The organism is Bradyrhizobium quebecense (assembly GCF_013373795.3).
Lineage (GTDB): Bacteria > Pseudomonadota > Alphaproteobacteria > Rhizobiales > Xanthobacteraceae > Bradyrhizobium > Bradyrhizobium quebecense.
Window position 1 is genome coordinate 2042132 of record NZ_CP088022.1, and the last position, 25467, is coordinate 2067598.

A 25467-nucleotide genomic window follows, 5' to 3' on the forward strand; every position below is an offset into this window, starting at 1 on the left:
CCGGGCTTGACCCGGCCATCCATCGCTGCTCAAAAGTCTCCAACCTTTTCATGCCGCTCGGGCACTCACCCTCTCCCCTTGTGGGAGAGGGTGGCGCAATCGAGCGGAGCGAGATCGAGCCGGGTGAGGGGTTTCTCTCCGCGTGCTCATCCGTGGAGAGAACCCCTCATCCGGCGCTTCGCGCCACCTTCTCCCACAAGGGGAGAACGGAAGTCAGAGCAGGAATAACGGCATGGCAATCAGGTTTGACGGACGCGTCGCTATCGTCACCGGCGCGGGCAATGGTCTTGGGCGGGCGCATGCACTGGGGCTCGCCAGCCGCGGCGCCAAGGTCGTGGTCAACGATTTCGGCGGTGCGCGCGACGGCACCGGCGGTTCGCTGTCGCCGGCCGAGACCGTGGTCGAGGAGATCCGCAAGGCCGGCGGCACCGCGATGGCCGACGGCGCCGACGTCTCGAACTTCGAGCAGGTCACCGCGATGGTCGAGCGCGCCACGAAGGAGTGGGGCAGCGTCGATCTGCTCTGCGCCAATGCCGGCATCCTGCGTGACAAGTCGTTCACCAAGCTCGAGGTCGCCGACTGGGCCAAGGTGCTCGACGTGCATCTCACCGGCACCTTCTATTGCTGCAAGGCGGTGTGGGCCGGCATGCGCGAGCGCAACTACGGCCGCATCGTGCTGACGACCTCGTCGTCGGGCCTGTTCGGCAATTTCGGCCAGGCCAATTACGGCGCAGCGAAGGCCGGCATGGTCGGCCTGATGAACGTGCTCGCCGAAGAGGGACGCAAGAACAACATCAAGGTCAACACCATCTCGCCGACCGCGGCGACCCGCATGACCGAGGAGTTGCTGCCGCCGCAGGCGCTGGCGCTGATGAAGCCGGAAGCGATCACGCCGGCGGTCGAATTCCTGCTCTCGGAGGATGCGCCGACCCGCACCATCATGGGCGCAGGTGCCGGCTCGTTCGCGGTGATCCGCGTGCTGGAGACCGAAGGCGTCAACCTGCCGCAATCCGAATGGACGCCTGACGGGGTTGCCGCGCACTTCAAGGACATCAGCGACATGTCGACCGCGAAGGCGCTGCAGGGCGCGTTCGAGCAGACGCAAAAGTATGTCGCCCAGGCCGCCGCGCGGGCCGGGATCAAGCTCTGAGCATGAGCGTCGCCGTCATCGGAGCCGGTCCCGCCGGCCTGATGGCGGCGGAAACGCTTGCGGCGGGTGGCGCACAGGTCACCGTCCATGACACGATGCCGTCGGCGGGCCGCAAATTCCTGATGGCCGGGCGCGGCGGTCTCAATCTCACCCACAGCGAGCCGCTGGCCGATTTCCTCAAGCGCTATCGCGAGGCGATGCCGCACCTGAAGGCCGCGGTCGAGGCGTTTCCGCCCGACAGCTTGCGCGCCTGGAGCGAGGCGCTGGGGCAGCCGACCTTCGTCGGCAGCAGCGGCCGGGTGTTTCCCGAGGCGTTCAAGGCATCGCCTCTCTTGCGTGCCTGGCTGCGGCGGCTCGATGCCGCGGGCGTGCGGTTCGCATTCCGGCATCGCTGGATTGGTTGGGACGCGCGCGGCGGATTGCTGTTCGAGACGCCGGACGGCCCGCGCACGGTCAACGTTGACGCAGTCGTGCTCGCGCTCGGCGGCGCGAGCTGGCCGAGGCTCGGCTCGGATGGCGCCTGGGTGGAGATCCTTGCGACGAAGGGCATTGCCGTGGCGCCGATGAAACCGGCCAATTCCGGCTTCACGGTCGCCTGGTCAAATATCTTTCGTAACCGGTTTGAGGGCCAGCCGCTCAAGGGCGTTGCCCTCACGATCGGGCCGCACACCGTGCGCGGTGAGGCGATCGTCACCCGCACCGGCATCGAGGGAGGCGCGATCTACGCGCTGTCGGCGGAACTGCGTGAGGCGGTGCTCGCCAAGGGAACGGCGACGCTCGGCGTGGCGTTGCGGCCCGATGCCGCGCGCGACGAACTGGTCGCGCGCCTGTCGGCGCCGAAGGGCAAGCAGTCCTTCTCCAACTTCCTGCGCAAGGGCGCGCAGCTCTCGCCCGTCGGCATCGGGCTGTTGCAGGAGGCCGCGACCGTCTCCGGCCGATCGCTGGCCGCGCTGCCGCCGGCCGAATTGGCCGGGCTGATCAATGCGGTGCCGATCGCGATATCAGGCGTGGCGCCGATCGCGCGCGCGATCTCTAGCGCCGGCGGGATCAGGTTCGACGAGCTCGACGCGCATTTCATGCTGCGTCGGCTGCCCGGTGTTTTCGCCGCCGGCGAGATGCTCGACTGGGAGGCGCCGACCGGCGGCTATCTGTTGCAGGCATCGTTTGCGACGGGGGGCGCTGCGGGGAAGGGCGCGTTGAACTGGCTCGCGCAACGCGCCTCGTAAACCTGGTCATTCCGATCCCGTCTTCGTCGCGATGTCGGTCATGAACCCCAGCACACCGAACGTGGCGGCCACCGCGCAGACCGCCGTCCAGCCGCCATAACTCCATGCCGCGGATGCCGCGGCTGCACCGACCGCGCCGCCGATGAAGAACAGCGCCACGAACAGGCCGTTGATCCGGCCGCGCGCCTCGGGCTGCAACAGATTGACGGCGCGGCGGCCGAGTGTCTGGTCGGTGGTGATGCCGAAATCGAGCAGCACGGCGCCGACGCCAAGCAGCGCGAGGGCCGTGATCCGCGATTCGGTCATACCTGCCCAGGCGCACAGCGCGAGCGCGCCGACGATGAGAACGTGCGAGACGATCAGCAACGGTCGCGCGAAACCTCGGTCGCCCCAGCGCCCGGCGATCGGGGTCGCCGCCGCGCCGGCGACGCCGATCAGCGCGAACAGCGCGATCCCCTTGGCGTCGAGCTTGAACGGCGCATCCGGCAGCCGCAGCGCGACAGCGGCCCAGAACGCGGTGAACGATGCCATCACCAGTGCCGCGGTCCAGGACCGAACGCGCAGCACCGGCTCCTCGCGCAGCAATCTTGGGAACGAACGCAGCAGCGCGCCGTAGCTGACCTTGGTCGCGGGCTGCAGTGTCGGCAGGTAGCGCGCCAGCGCGCAACCGAGGACGGTCATCAGCACGGCCGAGGTGAGGTAGTAGCCGCGCCAGTTCCAGCTGTCCGCGATCAGGCTCGCCAGCGGCCGCGACAGCAGGATGCCGATCATCAGGCCGCTCATGACGTCGCCGATCGCCTGTCCGCGGCGCTCCGGCGCCACCATCGAGGCGACCAGCGGCACCACCATCTGGATCGCAGCGCAGGAGGCGCCGAGGATGAAGGTGGCGGCCAGCAAGATCAGCGGCGTCGGCGCCATCGCGGTGCCGACTGCGGCGATGATGGCGCAGGCGAGGGTGCGCAGGATCAGCCGCTTGTTCTCGACGAGATCGACAAGCGGCACCAGCAGCAGTAGCCCGAGTGCGTAGCCGAGCAGGGTCAGCGTCGAGATCAGGCCGGCCTGCAGCGCGGTCATGTCGAGCGATCGGCTCATCAGGCCGACCAGGATCTGCGGCGCGAATAAGTTGGTGACGACGGTGCCGGTCGTGATGGCGCCGATCCAGATCAGGGGACGCACTGAGACGGCGTGCGTCGGGGAGAGCTTGGTGGCTTCGGAAATCGTCATGGGACCTCGCGATGGAGTGGCGAGACCCCTTTAGGGGATCGGAACAATATGCTACAATTCAAATAAGATGATGAAGAATATGCGAGATTGTTATGAATACCCATGACCTTGTGGCGTTTGTCGCCGTGGTGGAAACCGGATCGATCGTCGCGGCCTCCGCGCGGCTGAACCTGACCCAGCCCGGCGTGACGCGGCGGATCCAGAATCTCGAGGAGATGCTCGGTGCGCAGCTGCTCGACCGGCTGTCGAAGCCGCTGAAGCCGACGGCGGCGGGATATGAGGCCTATGAGCAGGGCCGCCGCGTGCTGCGCATGCTCGACGATCTCAAGTCAGGCGTCGCCAATGACGGGGTGGTGCGCGGCGAGTTCAGGCTCGGCCTGACGCCGTTTCTGTCGGAGGCGGGGCTCACCGGTCCGCTCGATGCGGTGCGCGGCGAATTCCCTTCGCTTGCGGTGCGCGTCGTCTCGGGCTGGTCGCCCAACCACATGGAGCGGGTCAGCCGCAACGAGCTCGACGCGGCGGCGATCTGCCTGCCCGATGGCACCGCGCCGCCCGACGATCTCGCGGGCTCCGATCTCGGCGCGCAGCCGGTGGTCTTCGTCGTCGCGCGCGAGACGAAGACGCCGAAATTCGTCGACCTCGAATGGCTGTCGCGGACCGGATGGGTGATCAACCAGGACGGCTGCGGCTTCCGCCAGACGCTGAAGCGCCATTTCGACGCGGCGCATCTGCCGTTCACCATCGCGGTCGAGGCGCTCGACAGCGAGCTGCGGCTGTCGCTGGTGGCGCGCGGGCTCGGCATTGGCCTCGTCACGCCGGTGGCGTTGAAGCGAAGCACGATCCGCAGCCGGCTCAAGACGGTGACGATCGCAGATTTCAATCCGGCGGTGCGCGCCTGGATCGTGCATCGCCCGCCCGCCGGCCGCCTGGCGCGGCCGATCGAAGTGTTTCGCGATGCGCTGGACCGCGAGCTGCAGGCGCTCATTCGAGGGTAAGAGATCCGACCTCGGATCGTGTCACCCGCCGTCGCCCTTCGAGGCCTCCGCTGCGCTCCGGCACCTCAGGGTGACGGCTCCGAGAGAGCGTCATCCTGAGGTGCGAGCGCTTGCGAGCCTCGAAGGATGCGCGGGCGCTCACTCAGCGCAATTTCCCGCGCGCCGTCACCGGCAACGCGCCGATGATCTCCTCGCCGCGCACCATCACGACCTCGTCCATCATGTTGACGACGACGCAAACGTGATTGGGCACGATCCGCACGACGTCGCCGACGTTGGGCCGCGTGTTGCTGCGGGAGAGGTCGAGGAAGCCGTGCTCCTCGGCAAAGCGTGCGATCTTGGCCTCGGGATGTTCGAGGATCAGGCCGTGGCCTTCGAGGCCGCCGGTGTCCGAGGTCAGCGTCTTGGAGCCGGCATCGAGGATGCCGCGCTCGGGGCCGGCGCGGCTGACCACGGTGGAATAGACATGCAGCGCGCAATCGTCCCAGGTCGCGACGCCGGCCGCGACCTGCATGCGGTCATTGTAGATATAGGTGCCGAAGCGGTGCTCGGTGCCGCCCTTCAGTCTGCCGAGATTGACGAGGTTCGGCGTACCGCCGGTCGAGACGATTGTCGCATCGAGGCCGTGGGCGCGCACGCCGGCCAGCGCCTCGTCGTAGAACTTCTGCGCGTCGGCCCAGCCGGTCTCGGTCGGGTACAGCATGAAGCCGGCGAAGGTCAGGCCTTTCGAGCCCGCGATCTCGCGCGCCAGCGCGATCGCCTCGGCCGGGGTCTCGACGCCGGCGCGCTTGCGCCCGGTGTCGCATTCGACGACGACCGAGAGCGGGCGACCGGACGCGGCTGCTGCCTTCGGCAGATCGCCGACCACGACCGAATTGTCGGCCGCGACGGTGACGTTGGCCTTGCCCTGCAGGGCGCCGAGCCGCGCCATCTTCTCGTCGCCGAGCAGATTGTAGCTGATCAGGATATCGTCGATGCCGCTGTCGGCCATGATCTCGGCCTCGCCGAGCTTCTGGCAGGTGATGCCCTTGGCTCCGGCCTTGATCTGCAGCTGCGCCAGCATCGGATTCTTGTGCGTCTTGATATGTGGCCGGTTGGCGATGCCGGCCTCGTCGCAGGCCTTCTGGATGCGCGCGATGTTGCGTTCGACACGGTCCATGTCGATCACGGCGCAGGGCGTGCCGTATTCCTTGGCGATCTTGGCGGCGAGGGGCGTGGTCATGATGTCTCTTCTCCGGCCTCGTAGGATGGGTAGAGCGCAGCGAAACCCATCGAATTCCTTCGTTGCGTCATGACGGGTTTCGCTGCGCTCTACCCATCCTACGCATCATGCTTGTTCGATCTCTTCGCGCAGCACTTCGAGTTCGAGCCAGCGGTCCTCGGCGGCGGCGAGTTCGTCCTGCGCCTTGGCGATCGCCGCTGAAGCAGCATCGAATTTCTTGCGATCCTTCGCATAGAGGTCGGGATCATCGAGCAGCTTCTGCTGCTTGGCGATTTCGGCATGCAGTCTGTCGATCGTCTTCGGCAAAGTTTCCAGCGCGTGCTTCTCGTTGAAGCTGAGCCGGCGCCTGGGGGCCGCTTCGGGTGCCGCGGCCCTGGCTTCCTTTTTCTCCTCGGCCGGAGCGTCCGCCTTCACCGTCTCGCGCTTCACGTCGGCGCCGCGCTGCGCCAGCATGTCGGAATAGCCGCCGGCATATTCGATCCAGCGGCCCTGGCCTTCGGGTACGATCACCGACGTCACCACGCGGTCGAGGAAATCGCGGTCGTGGCTGATCAGGATCACCGTGCCGTCGTAATCGCCGAGCATGTCCTCGAGCACGTCGAGGGTTTCCAGATCGAGGTCGTTGGTCGGCTCGTCCAGGATCAAAAGGTTCGACGGCTTGGCCAGCGCGCGCGCCAGCATCAGCCGGCCGCGCTCGCCGCCGGAGAGGGCTTCCAGCGGCGTGCCGCGCTGCTCCTGCGCGAACAGGAAATCCTTCATGTAGCCGATGACGTGCTTCGACTTGTCGCCGACCATGACGTGGTCGCCGCGACCGCCGGTCAAGGCTTCGGCCAAGGTCAGTTTCGGATCGAGGCTCTCGCGATGCTGGTCGAGCGTTGCCATCTCGATATTGGCCCCGAGCCGCACCGAACCGGAGTCGGGCGGATCGTTGCCGATCAGAAGGTGCACCAATGTGGTCTTGCCGGCGCCGTTCGGGCCGACGATGCCGACGCGGTCGCCGCGCTGGATCCGGGTCGAGAAGGTATCGACGATCGTGCGCTCGCCATAGGCCTTGGTGATGGTTTTCGCCTCGATCACGAGCCGGCCGGATTTCTCGGCCTCGGCGGCGGCGAGCGTGGCATTGCCGGTGGCGCCGCGGTAGTCGCGGCGCTGGTCGCGCAGCGCAAAGAGATTGCCGAGCCGCTTGACGTTGCGCTTGCGGCGGCCGGACACGCCGTAGCGTAGCCAGTGTTCCTCGTTGACGATCTTGCGGTCGAGCTTGTGCTGCTCGCGCTCTTCCTCGGCGAGCACCTCGTCGCGCCACGCCTCGAAGGCGCCGAAGCCGCGCTCGATCTGCCGGATCTGGCCGCGGTCGAGCCAGGCGGTGGTGCGCGACAGATTCGTCAGGAAGCGGCGGTCGTGGCTGATCAGGACCAGCGCGCAGCGCCGGCTCTCCAATTCGCCTTCGAGCCATTCGATGGTCGGCAGATCGAGATGGTTGGTCGGCTCGTCCAGCAGCAGGATGTCGGGCGAAGGCGCCAGCACGCGTGCCAGCGCCGCGCGGCGTGCCTCGCCGCCGGAGACATGCGCCGGATCTTCCTCACCGGTGAGGCCGAGCTGTTCGAGCAGATAGCGCGCCTGGTAGTGGTCGTCGCCGGGGCCAAGGCCGGCCTCGACATAGGCCAGCGTCGTCTTGTGGTCGCCGAAATCCGGCTCCTGCGGCAGATAGCGGATGGTGGCGCCGGGCTGCACGAAACGGCTGCCCGCGTCAGGCTCGATCAGTCCGGCCGCGATCCGCAGCAAGGTCGACTTGCCGGAGCCGTTGCGGCCGATCAGACAGACGCGTTCGCCCGCGGAGACCGACAGCTCGACGCCGGAGAGCAGCGGCGTGCCGCCGAAGGTCAGGCTGATGTCCTTGAGCTGGATGAGCGGTGGGGCCATCGCGCTAATTCCCGTTTGCCGGCGCCTGCTCGGCGCGGCGGCGCTGGATGCGGCGGATGGTCTGGTCGAGCGTCGACAGGAAATTCGAGCGGTCGCGTGGCGAGTATGATTTCGGCCCGCCGGTGATCTCACCCGAAGAGCGCAGATCGGTCATCAGATTGCGTACCGCCAGCGTCATGCCGATCGACTGTTCGGTGAACGGCTTGCCGTTCGGCGCGATCACATCGGCGCCGGCCTTGACGCAGCGGCTCGCCAGCGGAATGTCCGCGGTGATCACGACGTCGCCCTCGTGCGCGCGTTCCGCGATCCAGTCGTCGGCGGCATCCATGCCGGAACCGGCAGCGATGCGCTCGATCAGGGGATCCTGCGGCACGCGGATGAAATTGCCCGCGACCACGCTAACGGGTACGCCGAGCCGGATCGCGACGCGGTAGATCTCGTCCTTCACCGGGCAGGCGTCGGCGTCGACATAGATGCGGGTTTGGGCAGGGGTTTCAGTCATCGATTCCAGGGTTGGCAGGCGCGGCCTGCGTGTACTCCATGGTGCGGAAAATTGCGAGCAAAACGAGAGGCTTGCCATGCCTTTTCGTTCGACTACCATTGTCGCCAGAAAAGCAACGGAAATAAGGGGAAACCCCATGTCTTCAAGCGCCACGCAGGCCTACCGCGTCTCGGCCTACAACACCTCGAAACTGTCGGAGAACAAGATCCACGACGACACGGTGGCGCGGAAGTTCGGCTTTTCCGGCGGACTCGTCCCCGGCGTCGACGTGATGGCCTACATGATGCACCTGCCGGTCGAGAAGTGGGGCCGCGATTCCCTGGAACGCGGCCTGATCGAGGCCCGTTTCGTGAAGCCGGTCTATGACGGCGAGATCGCGGAATTGACCGGCCGGGAGACCGGCAATGGGCTCACGATCGAGCTCACCAGCCGCGGCGAGCTCTGCGCCACCGGCACGGCATCGCTGCCGGCTTCTGCGCCGAAATTCGTGCTCGACGATTACAAGCAGGTCGCGGCCGTTGCCGAGCGCAAGCCGGTCAGCGCGTCGTCCTATGAAGAGGGCAAGTGGCTCGGCACCATCCCGCGCGACTGGTCCGGTGATGCCGCCAAGGAATATCTCGCCGATATCCGCGAGACCGATCCGATCTACTTGCGCGAAGGTCTCGGCCATCCCGGCCTGCTGCCGCGGGTGATGAACAAGGTCCTGGTCGACAATGCGATCCTCGGGCCGTGGATCCATGTCGGCACCCGCATGCAGCTGTTGTCGGCAGGCAGGATCGGCGACGAGCTGACCGCGCGTGCCAAGGTGACCGGCAATTACGACAGGAAGGGTCACCGCTTCGTTGAGCTCGACGCGCTGGTGCTCGGCAACGGCACACCGCTCGCGCATTGCTGGCACATCGCGATCACCCAGCCGCGCGAGCAGGCCGCGGCGTAGTACCATCTGTCATTGCCGGGCTTGACCCGGCAATCCGTCGTCTTCGCAAGAGTCGTTTCAAGTCGATGGATGCCCGGGTCAAGCCCGGCCATGACGACTGTGAGGTGGGGCGAGGTCCTGCATCGCCTATAATTGTCATACCCCGCGCATGCGGGGTATCCAGTACGCTGCGGCCTCTCGATAAATAACTGCTGTCTCTGGAATACTGGATCACCCGCTTTCGCGGGTGATGACAGCTGTGTTGGCGGTACCAGCGGTGCTGGCGGCGGCAGCGCGCCCTTACGCCGCCTTCGCCTTGGCGTCCTGGATCGCGCGCCAGACGCGTTCGGGCGTCAGCGGCATGTTGATGTGCTTGATGCCGTACTCCGACAGTGCATCCACCACGGCATTGACGATGCAGACGAGGCTGCCGGCGCAGCCGGCTTCGCCGCAGCCCTTGGTGCCGAGCGGGTTGGATTTCGCCGGCGAGGGGTGATCGCCGACCAGCATCGACGGCACGTCGCCGGCGCGTGGCAGCGCGTAGTCCATGAAGGAGCCGGTGATCGGCTGGCCGGAGGCGTCGTAGCTGACTTCCTCCATCAGTGCCTGGCCGATGCCCTGCGCCACGCCGCCATGAAGCTGGCCGGCGACGATCATCGGATTGACCACGGTGCCGAAATCGTTGACGGCCGAGTAGTGCACGATCCGCGTCACGCCGGTGTCGGGATCGATCTCGACCTCGGCGACGTGACAGCCGTTCGGGAAGGTCGACGCCGTCTCCTTGGTGGCGTGATCGACGTCGAGCGTCTCCGGCGTGCCCTCCGGCATCTTGCTTTCGCGCATCCGCTCCGCGAGCTCCATGATCCCGATCGAGCGGTCGGTGCCGGCGATGGTGAAGCGGCCCTGGCCGAATTCGATGTCGGCCTCGGAGGCCTCCAGCATGTGCGCAGCCGCCTTCTTGCCCTTCTCGACGACCAGCGCGGACGCCTCGACGATCGCTTGGCCAGTCGCGGTGATCGAGCGCGATCCGCCGGTGCCGTTGCCGAAGCGCACCAGATCGCTGTCGCCCTGTTCGAGCGTGATCTTCTCGAAGGGAACGCCGAGCTGCTCGGACAGCACCTGCGCGAACGGCGTGGCGTGGCCCTGGCCGTAGTCCAGCGTGCCGGTGGTGAGCTTCACCGAGCCGTCGGGCTCGAAGGTGATCTTGCCGAGCTCGCCGCTCGGCGGCGCGGTGACCTCGAGATAGGAGCCGACGGCGATGCCGCGTAGCTTGCCGCTCTTCCTGCTCTCCTTCTTGCGCTTGGCGAAGTTCTCGTAGTCCGAGATTTCCAGCGCCTTCTGGAACACGCCGGCGAAATCGCCGCTGTCATAGGTGACGCCGGAGGCGGCCGGGAACGGCAGCTGCGACGGCTTGATGAAGTTGCGCTTGCGTAAGCTGAAGCGGTTGATGCCCATCTCGTCGGCGGCGGCATCGATCAGCCGCTCCATGTAGTAGTTGGCCTCGGGCCGGCCGGCGCCGCGATAGGCGCCCATCAGGGTGGTGTTGGTCACGACCGTCTTGATGTCGACGCCGAGCAGGGGCGTGCGATAGACGCTGGCGAGGTTCTTGCCGGTGTTGAGCGACAGCGGTCCCGGCGCGACGCCGGTGATGTAGGCGCCGAGATTGCCGTAGCCGGACAGCCGCACCGCGAGGAACTTGCCGTCGGCATCGAGCGCGAGCTCGGCATGGATCAGCTGCGCGCGGCCCTGGCTGTCGGACAGGAAGCTAGTCGAGCGCTCGTCCAGCCACTTCACCGGGCGGCCGAGCTCGCGTGCCGCATGCGCGATGCAGGTGTATTCGGGATAGTTGAGGTTCTTCATCCCGAACGAGCCGCCGACATTGCCGGTGAGGATGCGGACCTTGTCGGCGGGCACGTTGAGCAGGCGCGCCAGGATCGCCTTGTTGCCGGAGACGCCCTGGGTCGGCACCTGCAGCGTGAAGCGTTCGGTCTTCTTGTCGTAATGCGCCAGCGCGACGCGCGGCTCCATCGAGACCACGGCGACGCGGGTGTTGACGATGTCGAGCTTGGTCACATGCGCGGCGGCGGCGAACGCCGCCTCGATCCTGGCGGTGTCGCCATAATGATAGTCGAGCGCGACGTTATCGGGGATGTTGTCATAAAGCTGCGGCGCGCCTGGCTTGGTCGCTTCGGCCGCATCCGTCACCGCGGGCAGCGGCTCGATATCGACCTCGACGGCTTCGGCCGCATCGCGAGCCTGCGCCGCGGTCTCCGCCACCACGAACGCCACGGGATCGCCGACGAAGCGCACCTTGTCGGTGACGAGCGCCGGGCGGTTGGTCTGCTTGAGCGGCGAGCCGTCGCGGTTCTTCAGCGGCAGGCCGCAGGTGAAGGGGTTGTAGCCCGCGGCCGCCAGGTCGGCGCCGGTCCAGACGCCGAGCACGCCCGGCATCGCCTTGGCGGCTTCCGTATCGATCCCCTTGATGATGCCGTGGGCGTGGGAGGAGCGGACCATCCAGCAGTAAGCCTGGCCGGGCAGGGAGAAATCGTCGGTGTATTTGCCCTTGCCGCGCACCAGGGTGTCGTCCTCCTTTCGTCGAACAGGCTGTCCGACACCGTATTTTTGCAGTGCGATAGCGTTTTCGAGAGAGGCGGGCGGCGTATGATCTTGCATCGAAAATGACCTGAAATGCCCGGATTTGCTGGAGTTTAGGGGCGTAGACGAGATAACGCACGCCCCCCTTAACGACAACGCCCGATTGGGCATGGACCCAATGTGAACGGAGTTTGCGTAGGGCTTTGACGCTGCTAAAGTTTCCGTGAACGGACAATTATTCGGCGGGCCCATGGATTGCCCTTGGGGTCCTGCGGAAAGACAGTGTTTTGATGAATGACTATGTGCGGCTTTGTGACGGCCCTCCGGCCGGCGAAGCCCCGTCAGGGCTGATTGCGGCGGCCGCGGAAGGCGGCGTCTACGCCGCGCTCGACCTCGGCACCAACAATTGCCGGCTGTTGATCGCCTGTCCCACCGGCGACGGGTTCCGCGTGGTCGATTCCTTCTCGCGGATCATCCGGCTCGGCGAGGGCATCGCCGCGACCGGCTCGATCAGCGAGGCCGCGATCGAGCGGGCGATCGCCGCGATCGCCATTTGCAGCGACAAGATCCGCTATCGCAAGGCCCGCCGGCTGCGGCTGATCGCCACCGAGGCCTGCCGCGCCGCCGGCAATGCCGAAAGCTTTCGCGCGCGCGTCGCAGCCGAGACCGGCATCGAGCTCGAGGTGATCGATCGCGAGACCGAAGCGACGCTCGCCGTGATCGGCTGCTCGCCGCTGCTCGACCCGAAGGGGCGGGGCGCGATCCTGTTCGACATCGGCGGCGGCTCGACCGAGCTGGTGCGGATCGAGCGCGATCCCGGCGTGCCCGATGCGCCGCCGCGCATCAAGGCGTGGATGTCGATCCCGCTCGGCGTCGTCACGCTGGCCGAACATTTCGGCGGCAAGAACGTCACCAGGGACATGTATGCGCGGATGATCGATGAGGTCGCCCGCCACGTCGCGCCGTTCGCGGCCGAGCACGGCAAGGATCTGCGCGACATGCACATGCTCGGCACCTCGGGCACCGTGACCACGCTCGCCGGCGTGTTCCTCAATCTGTCGCGCTACGACCGCCGCCGCATCGACGGCATCTGGATGAACGATGGCGACGTCACCGCGACGATCCAGAAGCTGCTCGGCATGAGCTACGAGGCGCGCGTCAACAACAACTGCATCAGCGTCGAGCGGGCCGACCTCGTGCTCGCCGGCTGCGCGATCCTCGATGCGATCCGCAACGCGTTCCCGATGCCGCGGCTTCGCGTCGCCGATCGCGGCCTGCGCGAGGGCATGCTGGTCGAGATGATGCGCGAGGACGGCGCACTTCGGGCGTGCTAGAACACGCCCAATCACACCAATCCAAGAAAGATCATGGCCAAAGACACCACCGGGCGGCTGCACGTCACGGTCAAGAGCGGCGGCAAGCGAAAACTGTCGTCAAAACTCTGGCTCGAGCGCCAGCTTAACGATCCCTACGTCGCCAAGGCCAAGGCGATGGGCTACCGCTCGCGCGCGGCGTTCAAGCTGCTCGAGATCGACGACAAATATCGCCTGCTCAAGCCGGGCATGACGGTCGTCGACCTCGGCGCCGCGCCCGGCGGCTGGAGCCAGATTGCGGCCAAGCGAACCGGTGCCGCCGACGGCAAGGGCAAGGTGGTCGCGATCGATCTGCTCGAGATGGGCGTGATCCCCGGAGTGACGTTCGCGCAGCTCGACTTCCTCGACCATGACGCGCCCGAAAAACTGGTCGCGATGATGGGCGGCCGTGCCGATTTCGTGATGTCGGACATGGCCGCCAACACCACGGGCCATCGCAAGACCGATCAGCTGCGGATCATCGGCCTGGTCGAGACCGCCTCGCATTTTGCCGGGGAGGTGCTCAATCCCGGCGGGACGTTCCTGGCCAAAGTGTTCCAGAGCGGCGCCGACGCCGAACTGGTGGGGCAGTTGAAGCGCGATTTCGCCAGCGTGCGTCACGTCAAGCCGGCCGCCAGCCGGCAGGATTCCTCCGAGCGCTACGTGCTGGCGACGGGGTTTCGCGGGCAGCAGCCGTCGTTGCGAGGACCGTAGCGACGAAGCAATCCATTGCTCCGCGTAGGCCCTGCTCTAGCGCTACCCTGGTACGGCGACATGCGGTCGCGGGCTGAGCTGAACCTGTTGGAACTCTTCCCGTTACGGCGTATTCTATCTTCCCGGCGCGGTCTGTTCGTTGCGTATTTCAGCCTGGCGCCACGGCAGGTTTGTGCAGCGAGCCGCGCCTTCGTCTTGCGGAGTTCTTCCGTAATGGAGCGCAGGTCGAGCATAGGTAATCGCCTTCTGGCGGCCTTGCCGCCTGCAGAATTTGATTTGCTGGCGCCTCATCTCCACAAAGTATCGCTCGAACGCGACGTCGTGCTGGTGCGGTCGGGCGACCTCGTCGAACAGATCTATTTTCCCTGCACGGCATTGATCGCGTTCGTCATGGACATGCCGAACGGACAGGCTGTTGCGACGACAATGGTCGGCAACGAGGGCGCGGCCGGCATCCTGTCGACACTCAGGTCGGTACGCTCGCCGATGACGGCGGTGGTTCGCGTCGCGGGCGTGACATGGCAGATTTCGCCGGCACGGTTTCATGCCGCGCTCACGCGGAGCCACGCGCTTGCCGATGCGGTGCAGCTTCATATGCGGTCGTTGCTGGTTCAGTTCCAGCACATCGCGGCGTGCAATGCGCTGCATTCGGTGGAGGCCCGCCTGGCCCGGTGGCTGTTGCAGATTCACGATCAGATCGGCAACGACACGCTCCCGTTGACGCAGGAGACGCTGTCGGAATTGCTGGGCGTGCGACGAACGACCGTAACCCACATGGTGCACAAGCTTCGCGCATCGGGCGCGATCCGGTCCAACCGGCGGAACTCGATCGAGGTCGATAGGCCGCGGCTCGAAGTTGCGGCCTGCGAGTGCTACGAGATCATGCGCGGCAGGATCGACCGCATCGTTTCGGCTGAAGGGATGAAACCGCCCGGTCGCGGCGCGTCGGCGCATGGGCCACCGCGTTCTCACGCCCGACCGTGGACCAATGGCGATAAGGTTCAAGCACACGCGCGTATCGCGGGTGCTGAGCGACCACGAAGCCATTGAATCAGGTTGTCACACAGGGCGACGTCAGGACGCTTTGCGCAATTCCTCCTCGGGTTCGTAGACCCAGGCGTCCCTGGCGAACCACTCGTGATGGGTCCGACAGCCCGTGCAATACGTGCGCGAAAAGAACACGGTGCTGCGACGGAACGTTTCGCGGTCGGATTTCATGCCGGTTTTGATAGCACGTCCCGTCCGCGGGCACTTGATCATGATGACGCCCACCTTGAGCCTCCTCCAATGTCAGGGATTGCTGGTCCCGCGCCCCCTCGGCTGGACTGCGCCCCTTCTCATTTGGAGACGCTTGTTCCAGTCGGGGCTGGGGGCGGGGGGCGGCTCCTCAGGAAGGTGTCTTCAGCACCTTCGCAAGGCTCTTCCTGATCGGCTGGGCGGTCTCGGTCGCGACCTTCTTCGCGATCTCCCAGAGCTCCTTGTTCTGCACGGTCGTGACCTCGAAACTCCTGCGGCCGTGGTCGGCCGAAAGCCGGATGGCCTCCGACAGCGACCTGGTGGCGACGAGTTCGGTCATGAAGGCGAGCGCCGAACTGGTATTGGTCTGGGAGATATCGAGCACCTTGGCCGCGTAATCCGCGGAGCCCCTGGCGTTGATCGAGTAGGCCTCCTTGAGCAAGACGGAGATTTCCTCGGAGGCCTCCTGGACCTTCTCGAACTGCTCCCGAGCGCGCGCCGCATTTTGCTCGGCAAAACCCTGAAAGGCCTTGGGCAGGGCGAACAGGGGCAGGTTGAAGCCGCCGACTTTCGGATTGTCGCTCACTTCATTCGTATGGACGTCACTCACTGGCTCTGATCCTTTCAAGCGAAACCAAATCAAGGAAAATCCGGACCTTCCGCGGCGCCTGGACGCCGCGGAAGCGAACCTGGAGCGCTTCCTTCAACATGTTTTTTGCTGATGCTGGGTCACCGCGGGCCCGCCTGAGCCGAACTATGCGGGATCGGCGCCGGAGCTTCCGTTCGCTTTCTGACTCTGGCGGCGATTTTTTTCAGGGACGAACCGCCGTGATGCGCCGAGCCAACCGCGGGCCACTGTGCCACCGATCGCGGCGGCGGCTCAGCCATTGCGGCGGGGAATCCCGACGACTTGAGGTAGGAGAGCGCATGGTCGAGCGCTGTCTCGATCAAGACGCGCGCAGAACAACATTTCAGCGCGACTCGTTGGAACCTCGGCGCGTGGCCAGAGTCGACTTCATTGCTCCCGGCCAATGCCCCTAACCGCACCGGGAGAAAACCCCCCAGTGGGTTGGCGGCCTTGGTGCAGCGTCGGGTTTCGCGCACTGGGCCGTTTGTTGCAGGGCTGGAAAATCGGGCAGCGCAGGCGCATATCTCTCAGATGGCGACAATTGTTCAATGCAATTGCGGCGCCGAGTACAGACGCACTGAAGAGAAGTTCTTGGTGCCGCATACGGGTGACGCGATCTGTACGGTCTGCGGAGCTGCGCTGGAATCGTGGCTGGAAGCGACCCACGTTCCCACATACGAACTTGTTGAACGTCCGGATCGAAGACAGCCAGCCGGAACGACGGGCCACCTCTAAGGGCCTGGCCGTGACCGGACGGCGCACCAGCAGTGTCCGTGCTCGGGAACAGCTAGTTCGATCGACTAGAGCAGATTCTGATCAGACACGGTCATAACCGGCTGCGGCGAAGAAGTTCAGGCACTCTTGGGCGGTGAAGGCGGTCAGGGCGGTGGCAATAGCGTTGTCCAAAGCCTCGATTGATCTGGCGGCGGCCTTTCGAAGTGCGGCTTTGAGCTTGGCGAAGGCCATTTCGATCGGATTGAGGTCGGGCGAATAAGGCGGCAAATAGAGGAGCTGGGCGCCCACGGCATCGATTGCGATGCCGACCTCGGCGCGCTTGTGTGCTGCGAGATTGTCCATCACCACGATGTCGCCGGGCCTGAGTGTCGGCACGAGGACTTGCGTCACGTAAGCCTCGAACGCCAGACCATCCATGGGACCGTCAAGGACCATCGGCGCAGTCATGCCGGTCGCTCTGAGCGCGCCGACGAAGGTCGTCGTCTTCCAATGACCATGCGGGAGCGCTGCGACACAGCGCTGGCCGTACGGCGAGCGGCCATAGCGCCGCGCCATCTTGGTCGAGGCTCCCGTCTCGTCGATAAACACCAACCGATGGATGCCGATCTCAGGCTGAGATGCCTTCCACGCCGCGCGTTCAGCGGCCACGTCCGGCCGATCCTGCTCGCTGGCGTGCGATGTTTTTTTTGAACGTGATGTTGCGGCGATCGAAGAATCGCCAGACCACGCTCGGCACGAAACGCTCGCCGTGGACTTTGAGGAGATGGTCAGCGATCTCGGCCAGCGTCATGTCAGGCGTAGCCTTGACCAGGGAGAGGATCTCCGCAGCATGACCCTCGATCCGAGCTGAACGTCTGTCTCCGCCCTGCGCTCCCGCCTCACAAGCGCCGGTGCTGCGCCATTCGTTGACCAGTTCGATCGCTGTCGATGGCGCTACGCCGAACCGGCCGGCGGCGCCCCGACAGCTCATGCCTTCCTCTTCCACAGCCCGAATAATGCGAAGGCGAAGGTCCGGCGAGAGCGGCTTAGCCATGGGGGCTGGCCTCCATCACCAGCCCTCAGGGTGAATCACGATTTGCCTCACAAGGGAATCTGGAGGGTTCTGTGAGGTCGCGCTCACGCGAGGGCGCGGCAGGCGCTTATGACGCGACCTCATTGAAGCCGGATTGAACGAAGGCGCGGGAGGCTATTCGCGGTTTTGCAGCTATGGGGATTGTTCGAGATCGCCATGCCCGATCTGCTGGCTCGGCGCGTGAGGCAGAGACACAGGAGTGCGCATCCTGGAAGAGTTGAGATCAGACGCGCTTCGCCTGAGATCGCGATAGGCCTTTTGCTGCATCGGACGGTTGTTGTCGCGCAGTGTGACAGCACGGATTCGACATCGTCCGCGATGATCGAGACGCTGGGAGCGAAATGACGAATGATGATCGTCGTGCACGACATGACTTGGCTCACGATGTGTCGCATCGGAACGGTGATGTTCGAGGGCTGGGGCGTCTGAAGCTATGTCGAAAGCGCTCAATGATGCGCATGACGCCACCACAATCGGGACAGGCAGGAACCTCGGCCCGGGTTTGAGCCTCCGAATCCACAGGCGACGGCTGGCCATCGTTTGGGGCTGTTCGCTCATGATCGAGAAGTTCGCGGCAAAGGGCGAGCTTGGCAGCGCGATGGCGGTTGGCCATGAAGCCGAAGTGGCGGATGCGGTGGAAGCCGTCAGGCAGCGTATGAAGCAGGAAACGGCGAATGAACTCATCGGGCTTGAGATTCATGATCTTTGTCGCGCTGTTTTGGCGATAGTCCTTCCATGAGAAGGCGACATGATCGTCGTCGAGTGCGACGAGCCGGCTGTTGGCGATCGCGACGCGATGGGTGTAGCGGCCGAGATAGGCCAGGACCTGTGCGGGTCCGCCGAAGGGCCGCTTGGCGTAAACAACCCAGTTGATGCGTCGCATGGCGTCGAGGTGGGCCGCAAAGGCAGCCGGCTCGGCCAGAGCTCCGAGATCGCCGAAGAAACGCAAGGCACCGGAGTTGAAGGCTGCCGACAGACGTTTGAGAAAAAGTGTGCGAAATAGTCTGGACAACGGTTTGACGGCCAGGAAGAAGTTCGGTCGGCAAGCGGTCCAGCGCGCGCCATCGGGCGAGAGGCCGCCACCCGGAACGACGCAATGGACGTGGGGATGATGCATCAGCGTCTGTCCCCAGGTGTGGAGGACGGCGACGCCGCCGATCGCACCGCCGAGCCGGCGTGGATTGGCGGCGAGCGTCGTCATCGCCTCGGCGGCAGCCTTGAACAGGATGGCATAGACGACGGCCTTGTTCTGGAAAGCGATCGCGGCGATCGGTGCGGGAAGTGTAAAGACGACGTGGAAATAGGGAACCGGAAGCAGGTCGGCTTGACGCGCGGCGAGCCACGCGGCTCGGGCTCTCCCCTGACACTTCGGACAGTGCCGATTGCGGCAGGAATTATAGGCAACGCGTGTCGTGCCGCAGTCGTCGCAAGCCTGCATGTGGCCGCCGAGCGCCTCGGTCCGGCACGCAACGATCGCGCTCATCACGCGCCGCTCGACCCGCCCCAGATGACCGGCATGTACACGGCGATAGGCGTCGCCATGCCGGCACAGAATATCGGCAATCTCGATGGCGGGCCTGTTGGAGCGGATGTCGGAGCGGGTCATGACCCGCATCCCGCTGCGGGTCATCCAGGTGGCGTCACCTCCAGCGACAGGCGATCGAGCGGGCTCTGCGTCGCTCGGATCGTATCGGTGGCGACCTGCGTGTAGCGCGCTGTCGACGACAAATTATTGTGCCCGAGCAAGACCTGGATGATCCGGATATCGGTTCCGTTCTCGAGAAGATGTGTCGCGAAGCTGTGGCGCAGCGTGTGCAGCGTGACGCGCTTGGTCAGGCCCGCAGCCTTCACCGCCGACCGGCAGGCGGCATGCAGCACGGTCTGATCGATCGGATGATCTTCGTCACGACCAGGGAACAGATAAAGCCGCGGCCGGGCGAGCCGCCAGTAGGTGCGCAGGATGCCCAGCAGCTGGGGCGACAGCATCACGTTGCGATCCTTCGCGCCCTTGCCGTGGCGCACCTGGATGACGCCGCGGGCGCTGTCGATGTCTTCGATCCGCAGTCCCGCAACCTCCGAGGCCCTGAGCCCGGCCGCATAGGCGGTGGTGAGCGCGGCGCGGCTCTTCAGGCTCGATACCGCTTCAAGAAACTGAACCACTTCGTCGGCGCTGAGAACGACCGGCAGCTTGCGCGGTTCTCGCGCATAGGGAATGCGCTCTGGGATGAGCGCCTCGCCGAGCGTGACGCCGTAGAAAAACCGTAGCGCACAGACGATCTGGTTCAGCGCCGGCCATGAGATGCCGGTCGAGACCAAATGCACCTGGAAGGCGCGGACGTCTTCCAGCTCTAACCGGTCAGGCGATCGGCCAAAATAGCGGCTGAACTTCGAAACCGCGCTGATGTAGGATCTTTGCGTCGCCGGCGACAGATTGCGGACGGTCATGTCTTCGATCATGCGGCGGCGAAGAGGGCTCAAATCGGCCATCTCGATACTCCTGTCTGAGGGGGTGGGCTCCAACACCCACATCCTCTCAGCCAGGAGGCGATCTATGCCACCTTGCCCCCTACGCCGCGGCAGCGGCTTAGTTCAATCCCTTCCGATTCCGCCAGGTCAGAAAATGCTCTAGCCGAGCCGCTGATCCCGCGCGTTCTGGGTGTCCTCGGTCGCGACCTTGACCGCTTCGGCCGCGGCGCGCTTTTCGGCGCCTTTGCGGCTCGAGATGTCGATCGCCTTGCGGCCGGCGATCTCGTTGCCGGCGTCAACCGGCATTTGCCAGAAGAACCAGGCGGACGCTGCCGAGATCAGCGACACCACGATGAACGCTGGTCCAAACACGTCGGCGGACAGCTCGGTCTGGTGATGCAGCGCCAGCGTGGTTTCGACGGAGAACGCGCCGACCGCGACGCCGGCGGACACCGCGAGCTGCTGGTTGACGCTGACGAGGGTGGTGGCACGGCTCATCTGCGGCGCCTCGACCTCGGCATAGGCCACGGTGTTGATCGCGGTGAATTGCAGCGAGCGGAAGAAACCGCCGACCACCAGGATGGTGAAGATCAGCATCAGCGGCGTCGAGATCGTGAACAGGGCGCAGGCGGCGAGGAAGGCCGAACTGACCACCGCGTTGACGGTCATCATGTTGCGGAAGCCGAAGGCGCGGATGATGCGCGCAGCCAGGGTCTTCATGCCCATGGCGCCGACCGCGGAGGCAAAGGTGACGAGACCGGATTGGAACGGCGACAGGCCGAAACCGACCTGCATCAACAGCGGCAGGAGGAACGGCAGCGCGCCGATGCCGAGCCGGAACATGAAGCCGCCGACGATCGACGCCCGCATGGTCGGCAGCCGCAGCAAGCCGAAATCGAGCACCGGCGAACCGGTGCGCCGCGCGTGGATGATGTAGAGCGTCATCGACACCGTGCCGACCCCGACGAGGCCGGCGACGATCGGCCACGGCAACAGATTGAGGCCTGCGACCGACAGCCCGAAAGCGATGCCGGCGAGGCCGACGCCGGCCAGCACCAATCCCACCAGATCGAAGCGTTCGGGATCCTCGCTCTTGATCGGGTCGATATATCTCAGCGCCAGGAAGATGCCGAGCAGCCCGATCGGGATATTGATCAGGAAGATCCAGTGCCAGGAGAAATAGGTGGTGATGAAGCCGCCGAGCGGCGGCCCGATCACCGGGCCGATCAGCGCCGGCACCGTCACCCAGGCCATCGCGTTGACCAGCGCGCTCTTGTCGACCGAGCGCAGCAGCACCAGTCGCCCGACCGGGGTCATCATCGCTCCGCCGAGGCCCTGCAGGATGCGGGCGAACACGAAATCGGTCACCGAGGAGGACAGCGCGCAGCCGATCGAGCCCAGCATGAACACGGCGACGGCGCCGGCAAACACGATGCGGGCGCCGAAGCGGTCCGCGGTCCAGCCGCTGGCCGGGATGAACACCGCGAGCGACAGCAGATAGGACGTGATCGCAAGCTTCAGCGTCAGGGGGCTGGTGCCGATATCGGCGGCGATCGCCGGCAGCGAAGTCGCGATCACCGTGGAATCCATGTTTTCCATGAACAGCGCGGTGGCGACGATGAGCGGGATCAGGCGTTGCTTGTTCATCAAAATAGGACAGCTTTGCTGAAAAGGCGGGCGAGGGGGCCATATCATCCTGCCCCGGACCACGCTATTGCGGAACCGGGCAAACGCCCTAAATCCTGCGTGACGCTGCTATGCATCCGCCAGCGTTAGGGGTCCGTGCCGTGATCTACGTCCTTGCCGTTCTGCTGCCGCCGATCGGGCTGCTCCTGAACGGACAGCCGTTTTCGGCCATCTTCAATCTGGTCCTGATCGCGTTTTGCGCGATTTTCGGGCTGTTTTTCCATGTCTTGCTGCTGGTGCCGTCGGCCCATGCGGTGATCGCGGTCCACATGAAGCGCGAGGACCGGCGCCACCGCGAGGTGGTCGAGGCGATCCGCCGGCACGGGCCGCCGCAGGGATATCGCTAAGCAGGCTACAGGGCCCGCTGACTTCGCCCGTAAAAAGCCTGTGCATGGCTGGCAAACACTTTGATTCGTCATGCCGCCATGCTATCGACCAGCGTCAACCCCACCGATGGGCGCCGATTCGACGGTGACGCAGCGAGCGTCGCCGCAGGTAGCGCTCATCCGTAAGACCCTCGCGGCTGAGGCCGCAGATAAGGAGTTGGCAATGGCCACGGGACTTCAGGCGATCCGCGAAGCCTACACGTTCGACGATGTGCTTCTGAAGCCCGGTCTGTCGGACTTTCTTCCCTCCGAAGTCGACATTCGCTCGCGGGTCACCCGCGCGATCCAGCTCAACATCCCGATCATGGCGTCCGCGATGGACACCGTCACCGAGGCGCGGATGGCGATCGCGATGGCGCAGGCCGGCGGCCTCGGCGTCATCCACCGCAATTTCGACCCCGAAGGCCAGGCTGCCCAGGTGCGGCAGGTCAAGAAGTTCGAATCCGGCATGGTAGTCAATCCGCTCACCATCGGTCCTGAAGCCACGCTGTCGGACGCGCTGACGCTAATGAAGGATCACGGCATCTCCGGCATCCCGGTCGTGACTGGTGCGGGCAAGAACGTGCCGGGCAAGCTGGTCGGCATTCTGACCAACCGCGACGTGCGCTTCGCAACCGATCCGCGGCAAAGGGTCTCGGAGCTGATGACGCACGAAAACCTCGTCACGGTGCGCGAGGGTGTCAGCCAGGACGAGGCGAAGCGGATGCTGCACCAGCACCGCATCGAAAAGCTGCTCGTCGTCGACGACCAATATCGCTGCGTCGGCCTGATCACCGTGAAGGACATGGAAAAGGCGGTCGCCCATCCGCTGGCCTGCAAGGACGCGCAGGGCCGGCTTCGTGTCGCCGCCGCCACCACGGTCGGCGAGACCGGCTATGAGCGCACCGAGCGGCTGATCGATGCCGGCGTCGACGTCGTCGTGGTCGACACCGCCCACGGTCATTCGCGGCATGTGCTCAACGCCGTCAACCGCATCAAACGACTCTCCAACGCCGTGCAGGTCGTGGCCGGTAACGTCGCGACCGAGGGCGGCGCGCAGGCGCTGATCGATGCCGGCGCCGACTGCATCAAGGTCGGCATCGGCCCGGGCTCGATCTGCACCACGCGTATCGTCGCCGGCGTCGGCGTGCCGCAGCTCACCGCGATCATGGATGCGGTGGCGGCGGCGAAGAAGGCCGACGTGCCCGTGATCGCCGACGGCGGCATCAAATATTCCGGCGACCTCGCCAAGGCGCTCGCCGCCGGCGCCGACATCGCGATGGTCGGCTCGCTGCTCGCCGGCACCGACGAGACGCCCGGCGAAGTGTTCCTGTGGCAGGGCCGCTCCTACAAGGCCTATCGCGGCATGGGCTCGGTCGGCGCGATGGCGCGCGGCTCGGCCGACCGCTACTTCCAGCAGGACATCAAGGACACGCTGAAGCTCGTGCCCGAGGGCATCGAGGGCCAGGTGCCGTACAAGGGCCCGGTCGGCAACGTGATGCACCAGCTCGCCGGCGGTCTGCGCGCGGCGATGGGTTATGTCGGTGCGAAGGACATCAAGGATTTCCACGACAAGGCCGAGTTCGTCCGCATCACCGGCGCCGGCCTGCGCGAGAGCCACGTCCACGACGTGACCATCACGCGCGAAGCCCCGAACTATCCGGGCGGGGTGTAGTTGCACCGACGTCATTCCGGGGCTCGCGAAGCGAGAACCGGAATCCATCGGGCCGCATCGCAGTTGGATGAATGGATTCCGGGCTCGTGCTTCGCACGCCCCGGAATGACGATGGCAGTGCCAGGACCACGCCGTTCACGGCATGATGCACGTCATTTCAAACAGAATTTCAAACAAGCGCGCGCGAAAGAGCAAATCCATCTCCCTTGCGGGGAGCTGGATTGCGTGACTACGTGTGCGCCACGAACCAATCACCTCAAGAGGAAATCAGCATGTCCCAAGGAAACGCCCAAGGAAAGCGCATCGTTCTGGCCTCGCGCCCGCATGGCGAGCCCACGTCGGCCAACTTCCGGCTCGAGGATTACACGCCGCCGACACCGGGCGCGGGCGAAGTGCTGCTCCGCACCATCTGGCTGTCGCTCGATCCTTATATGCGCGGACGCATGAACGACGGCCCGTCCTACGCCGCGCCGGTCCCCGTCGGCGGTGTAATGGAAGCCGGCACGGTGAGCGAGGTGATCGCGTCGAACAATCCGAACTTCGCCAAAGGCGATATCGTGCTGTCGCGCGCCGGCTGGCAGACGCACGCGATCTCGGATGGCAAGGGTCTTTCCAAGGTCGATCCGAAGTTGGCACCGATTTCGACCGCGGTCGGTGTACTCGGCATGCCCGGCATGACCGCCTATACCGGCCTGCTCGAGATCGGCAAGCCGCAGCCGGGCGAGACGGTGGTTGTTGCCGGTGCTTCCGGCGCCGTCGGATCGGCGGTTGGCCAGATCGCCAAGATCAAAGGCGCGCGTGCGGTCGGGATCGCCGGCGGCAAGGACAAATGCGACTATGTCAAGAACGAGCTCGGCTTCGATGCCTGTCTCGATCATCGCGATCCGGACTTGGCGGCCAAGCTGAAGGAGGCTTGCCCGAAGGGCATCGACGTTTACTTCGAGAATGTCGGTGGTGCGGTGTTCGAGGCGGTCTACCCGCAGCTCAACGCGTTCGCGCGCGTGCCGGTCTGCGGGCTGATCGCGCACTACAACGATCGCGAGGCGCGGGCGCCGAAATGGGCCTCATCGATCATGTTCGCGATCCTGACCAAGCGGCTGACCTTCCGCGGCTTTATCGTCAGCGACTTCGCTGCCATGCATGGCGACTTCCTGCGCGACATGTCGCAATGGGTGCGCGAGGGCAAGGTCAAGTACAAGGAGTTCGTGACCGAGGGCCTGGACAGCGCGCCGGAGGCCTTCATGGGCCTGCTCAAGGGCGCCAATTTCGGCAAGCAGCTGGTCCGGATCGGGCCGGACAAGGCCTGAACCAGAGCGTTCTCGAGCGAAGCCTGTCCCGGACCCGATCCGGGATGGGCACCGGATCGCGTGAAGAAAACGCGTCAAAACGGGGCACTTCAGCTCCCATTCCGCGCAACAAAGTATCAAAAACGCCACAATGGCGGGCTATTGGAGGCTTTTCGGCCTCCATTTGCTTGACGGGGACCCGGAGCAGTTGATTCAATATGGCTATATTTCAGGTGTAGCCATGGTTTTTGAAGCTATTGTTTCCGGGGTCATTCTCCTCGCCCTCGGCTATTGGGCGACGATGTTCGTCATGGGCCGCCGCGACGACGTCTTGCATGGAAAATTTGTCGAGGACGAGCCGGCGGCCGAGCCGGTCCGCTTCATGCCGCAGGTGCCGCGGGTGCGGCCCGTGCCGGCGGCGCCGCAGCCGAACAGGGACTCGCTGCAGGCGCTGCTCACCGTCATCAAGCAGGACCTGCACGACGCGGCGCGGAGCTGAGAC

The 25467-nt window shown here is 65.3% G+C and carries 22 protein-coding genes; 11 read left to right on the plus strand and 11 right to left on the minus strand.

The window, feature by feature from the left end; all coding sequences use genetic code 11:
* Positions 1-232: 232 nt before the first annotated feature.
* Positions 233-1150 carry an SDR family NAD(P)-dependent oxidoreductase gene (locus HU230_RS09485; RefSeq protein WP_176531899.1) on the plus strand — a complete coding sequence of 306 codons (918 nt, stop codon included), beginning with the start codon at positions 233-235 and terminating at the stop codon, positions 1148-1150.
* Between the two features lie 2 nt (positions 1151-1152).
* Positions 1153-2376, plus strand: a complete 1224-nt coding sequence (locus tag HU230_RS09490; protein WP_176531898.1) for a TIGR03862 family flavoprotein — start codon at positions 1153-1155, stop codon at positions 2374-2376.
* A 6-nt stretch (positions 2377-2382) separates the two neighbouring features.
* Here the strand turns inward: HU230_RS09490 and HU230_RS09495 are convergent, their stop codons facing one another.
* Positions 2383-3600, minus strand: coding sequence for an MFS transporter (locus HU230_RS09495; RefSeq protein ID WP_176531897.1), 1218 nt, complete (start codon positions 3598-3600; stop codon positions 2383-2385).
* A gap of 92 nt (positions 3601-3692) precedes the next feature.
* Between HU230_RS09495 and HU230_RS09500 the strand changes: the two genes are divergently transcribed.
* Entirely contained in the window at positions 3693-4595 is a 903-nt protein-coding gene (locus HU230_RS09500; RefSeq protein ID WP_176531896.1) for a LysR family transcriptional regulator, read from the plus strand.
* Positions 4596-4737: 142 nt separating this feature from the next.
* Here HU230_RS09500 and HU230_RS09505 read toward each other — a convergent pair whose 3' ends face one another.
* The 3 genes from HU230_RS09505 to HU230_RS09515 form a co-directional block, all read right to left on the minus strand.
* Complete coding sequence (locus HU230_RS09505; protein ID WP_176531895.1) at positions 4738-5817, minus strand: D-TA family PLP-dependent enzyme; 1080 nt, start codon at positions 5815-5817, stop codon at positions 4738-4740.
* Between the two features lie 105 nt (positions 5818-5922).
* Positions 5923-7737 (minus strand): ABC-F family ATP-binding cassette domain-containing protein, encoded by a 1815-nt coding sequence (locus tag HU230_RS09510; RefSeq protein ID WP_176531894.1) that lies wholly within the window; start codon positions 7735-7737, stop codon positions 5923-5925.
* Between the two features lie 4 nt (positions 7738-7741).
* The gene (locus HU230_RS09515) at positions 7742-8239 is read right to left on the minus strand and encodes a YaiI/YqxD family protein (protein WP_176531893.1); all 498 of its coding nucleotides are present in this window, start codon (positions 8237-8239) and stop codon (positions 7742-7744) included.
* A gap of 136 nt (positions 8240-8375) precedes the next feature.
* On the opposite strand from HU230_RS09515, the gene HU230_RS09520 reads away from it, so the two are divergent.
* Entirely contained in the window at positions 8376-9176 is an 801-nt protein-coding gene (locus HU230_RS09520; RefSeq protein ID WP_176531892.1) for a hotdog family protein, read from the plus strand.
* Positions 9177-9455: 279 nt separating this feature from the next.
* Here HU230_RS09520 and HU230_RS09525 read toward each other — a convergent pair whose 3' ends face one another.
* Positions 9456-11828, minus strand: a complete 2373-nt coding sequence (locus HU230_RS09525; protein WP_176531891.1) for a xanthine dehydrogenase family protein molybdopterin-binding subunit — start codon at positions 11826-11828, stop codon at positions 9456-9458.
* Between the two features lie 212 nt (positions 11829-12040).
* On the opposite strand from HU230_RS09525, the gene HU230_RS09530 reads away from it, so the two are divergent.
* The 3 genes from HU230_RS09530 to HU230_RS09540 all read left to right on the plus strand — a co-directional run bounded on the left by HU230_RS09530 (position 12041) and on the right by HU230_RS09540 (position 14866).
* On the plus strand, positions 12041-13084 hold the full coding sequence (locus HU230_RS09530; RefSeq protein WP_176531890.1) for a Ppx/GppA phosphatase family protein: 1044 nt from the start codon (positions 12041-12043) through the stop codon (positions 13082-13084).
* Positions 13085-13117: 33 nt separating this feature from the next.
* A complete protein-coding gene (locus HU230_RS09535) occupies positions 13118-13816 on the plus strand; it encodes an RlmE family RNA methyltransferase (protein WP_176531889.1) in 699 nt (232 codons plus the stop codon).
* 87 nt (positions 13817-13903) lie between these two features.
* Positions 13904-14866 carry a Crp/Fnr family transcriptional regulator gene (locus HU230_RS09540; protein WP_224943142.1) on the plus strand — a complete coding sequence of 321 codons (963 nt, stop codon included), beginning with the start codon at positions 13904-13906 and terminating at the stop codon, positions 14864-14866.
* A gap of 24 nt (positions 14867-14890) precedes the next feature.
* Here HU230_RS09540 and HU230_RS09545 read toward each other — a convergent pair whose 3' ends face one another.
* The 6 genes from HU230_RS09545 to HU230_RS09570 form a co-directional block, all read right to left on the minus strand.
* Positions 14891-15088: a hypothetical protein gene (locus tag HU230_RS09545; protein WP_176531888.1), complete on the minus strand. Its 198-nt coding sequence runs from the start codon at positions 15086-15088 to the stop codon at positions 14891-14893.
* A 115-nt stretch (positions 15089-15203) separates the two neighbouring features.
* Positions 15204-15662 carry a phasin family protein gene (locus HU230_RS09550; protein ID WP_176531887.1) on the minus strand — a complete coding sequence of 153 codons (459 nt, stop codon included), beginning with the start codon at positions 15660-15662 and terminating at the stop codon, positions 15204-15206.
* Between the two features lie 834 nt (positions 15663-16496).
* Positions 16497-17448 (minus strand): IS630 family transposase gene (locus tag HU230_RS09555; protein WP_176528729.1). Its coding sequence is split into 2 segments (ribosomal slippage): positions 16497-17109 and positions 17108-17448, totalling 954 coding nucleotides; the frame shifts between segments, so codons are not numbered across the junction.
* 418 nt (positions 17449-17866) lie between these two features.
* Positions 17867-19093: an IS91 family transposase gene (locus tag HU230_RS09560; RefSeq protein ID WP_176528572.1), complete on the minus strand. Its 1227-nt coding sequence runs from the start codon at positions 19091-19093 to the stop codon at positions 17867-17869.
* A 20-nt stretch (positions 19094-19113) separates the two neighbouring features.
* Positions 19114-19974 carry a tyrosine-type recombinase/integrase gene (locus tag HU230_RS09565; RefSeq protein WP_029085027.1) on the minus strand — a complete coding sequence of 287 codons (861 nt, stop codon included), beginning with the start codon at positions 19972-19974 and terminating at the stop codon, positions 19114-19116.
* 138 nt (positions 19975-20112) lie between these two features.
* A complete protein-coding gene (locus HU230_RS09570) occupies positions 20113-21600 on the minus strand; it encodes a DHA2 family efflux MFS transporter permease subunit (RefSeq protein ID WP_176531886.1) in 1488 nt (495 codons plus the stop codon).
* A 140-nt stretch (positions 21601-21740) separates the two neighbouring features.
* Here HU230_RS09570 and HU230_RS09575 point away from each other — a divergent pair, with 140 nt between their 5' ends.
* The 4 genes from HU230_RS09575 (at position 21741) to HU230_RS09590 (ending at position 25464) form a co-directional block, all read left to right on the plus strand.
* Entirely contained in the window at positions 21741-21986 is a 246-nt protein-coding gene (locus tag HU230_RS09575) for a hypothetical protein (RefSeq protein ID WP_176531885.1), read from the plus strand.
* Positions 21987-22188: 202 nt separating this feature from the next.
* Positions 22189-23679, plus strand: coding sequence for an IMP dehydrogenase (gene guaB / locus HU230_RS09580; RefSeq protein ID WP_176531884.1), 1491 nt, complete (start codon positions 22189-22191; stop codon positions 23677-23679).
* 272 nt (positions 23680-23951) lie between these two features.
* Positions 23952-24986, plus strand: a complete 1035-nt coding sequence (locus tag HU230_RS09585; protein ID WP_176531883.1) for an NADP-dependent oxidoreductase — start codon at positions 23952-23954, stop codon at positions 24984-24986.
* Between the two features lie 220 nt (positions 24987-25206).
* Positions 25207-25464: a hypothetical protein gene (locus HU230_RS09590; protein WP_176535081.1), complete on the plus strand. Its 258-nt coding sequence runs from the start codon at positions 25207-25209 to the stop codon at positions 25462-25464.
* Positions 25465-25467 lie beyond the last annotated feature (3 nt).

Coding starts and splice junctions, on each gene's coding strand:
- HU230_RS09485 (WP_176531899.1), top strand. CDS start 233: ATGGCAATCAGGTTTGACGGACGCGTCGCTATCGTCACCGGCGCGGGC.
- HU230_RS09490 (WP_176531898.1), top strand. CDS start 1,153: ATGAGCGTCGCCGTCATCGGAGCCGGTCCCGCCGGCCTGATGGCGGCG.
- HU230_RS09495 (WP_176531897.1), bottom strand. CDS start 3,600: ATGACGATTTCCGAAGCCACCAAGCTCTCCCCGACGCACGCCGTCTCA.
- HU230_RS09500 (WP_176531896.1), top strand. CDS start 3,693: ATGAATACCCATGACCTTGTGGCGTTTGTCGCCGTGGTGGAAACCGGA.
- HU230_RS09505 (WP_176531895.1), bottom strand. CDS start 5,817: ATGACCACGCCCCTCGCCGCCAAGATCGCCAAGGAATACGGCACGCCC.
- HU230_RS09510 (WP_176531894.1), bottom strand. CDS start 7,737: ATGGCCCCACCGCTCATCCAGCTCAAGGACATCAGCCTGACCTTCGGC.
- HU230_RS09515 (WP_176531893.1), bottom strand. CDS start 8,239: ATGACTGAAACCCCTGCCCAAACCCGCATCTATGTCGACGCCGACGCC.
- HU230_RS09520 (WP_176531892.1), top strand. CDS start 8,376: ATGTCTTCAAGCGCCACGCAGGCCTACCGCGTCTCGGCCTACAACACC.
- HU230_RS09525 (WP_176531891.1), bottom strand. CDS start 11,828: ATGCAAGATCATACGCCGCCCGCCTCTCTCGAAAACGCTATCGCACTG.
- HU230_RS09530 (WP_176531890.1), top strand. CDS start 12,041: ATGAATGACTATGTGCGGCTTTGTGACGGCCCTCCGGCCGGCGAAGCC.
- HU230_RS09535 (WP_176531889.1), top strand. CDS start 13,118: ATGGCCAAAGACACCACCGGGCGGCTGCACGTCACGGTCAAGAGCGGC.
- HU230_RS09560 (WP_176528572.1), bottom strand. CDS start 19,093: ATGACCCGCTCCGACATCCGCTCCAACAGGCCCGCCATCGAGATTGCC.
- HU230_RS09565 (WP_029085027.1), bottom strand. CDS start 19,974: ATGGCCGATTTGAGCCCTCTTCGCCGCCGCATGATCGAAGACATGACC.
- HU230_RS09570 (WP_176531886.1), bottom strand. CDS start 21,600: ATGAACAAGCAACGCCTGATCCCGCTCATCGTCGCCACCGCGCTGTTC.
- guaB (WP_176531884.1), top strand. CDS start 22,189: ATGGCCACGGGACTTCAGGCGATCCGCGAAGCCTACACGTTCGACGAT.
- HU230_RS09585 (WP_176531883.1), top strand. CDS start 23,952: ATGTCCCAAGGAAACGCCCAAGGAAAGCGCATCGTTCTGGCCTCGCGC.
- HU230_RS09590 (WP_176535081.1), top strand. CDS start 25,207: ATGGTTTTTGAAGCTATTGTTTCCGGGGTCATTCTCCTCGCCCTCGGC.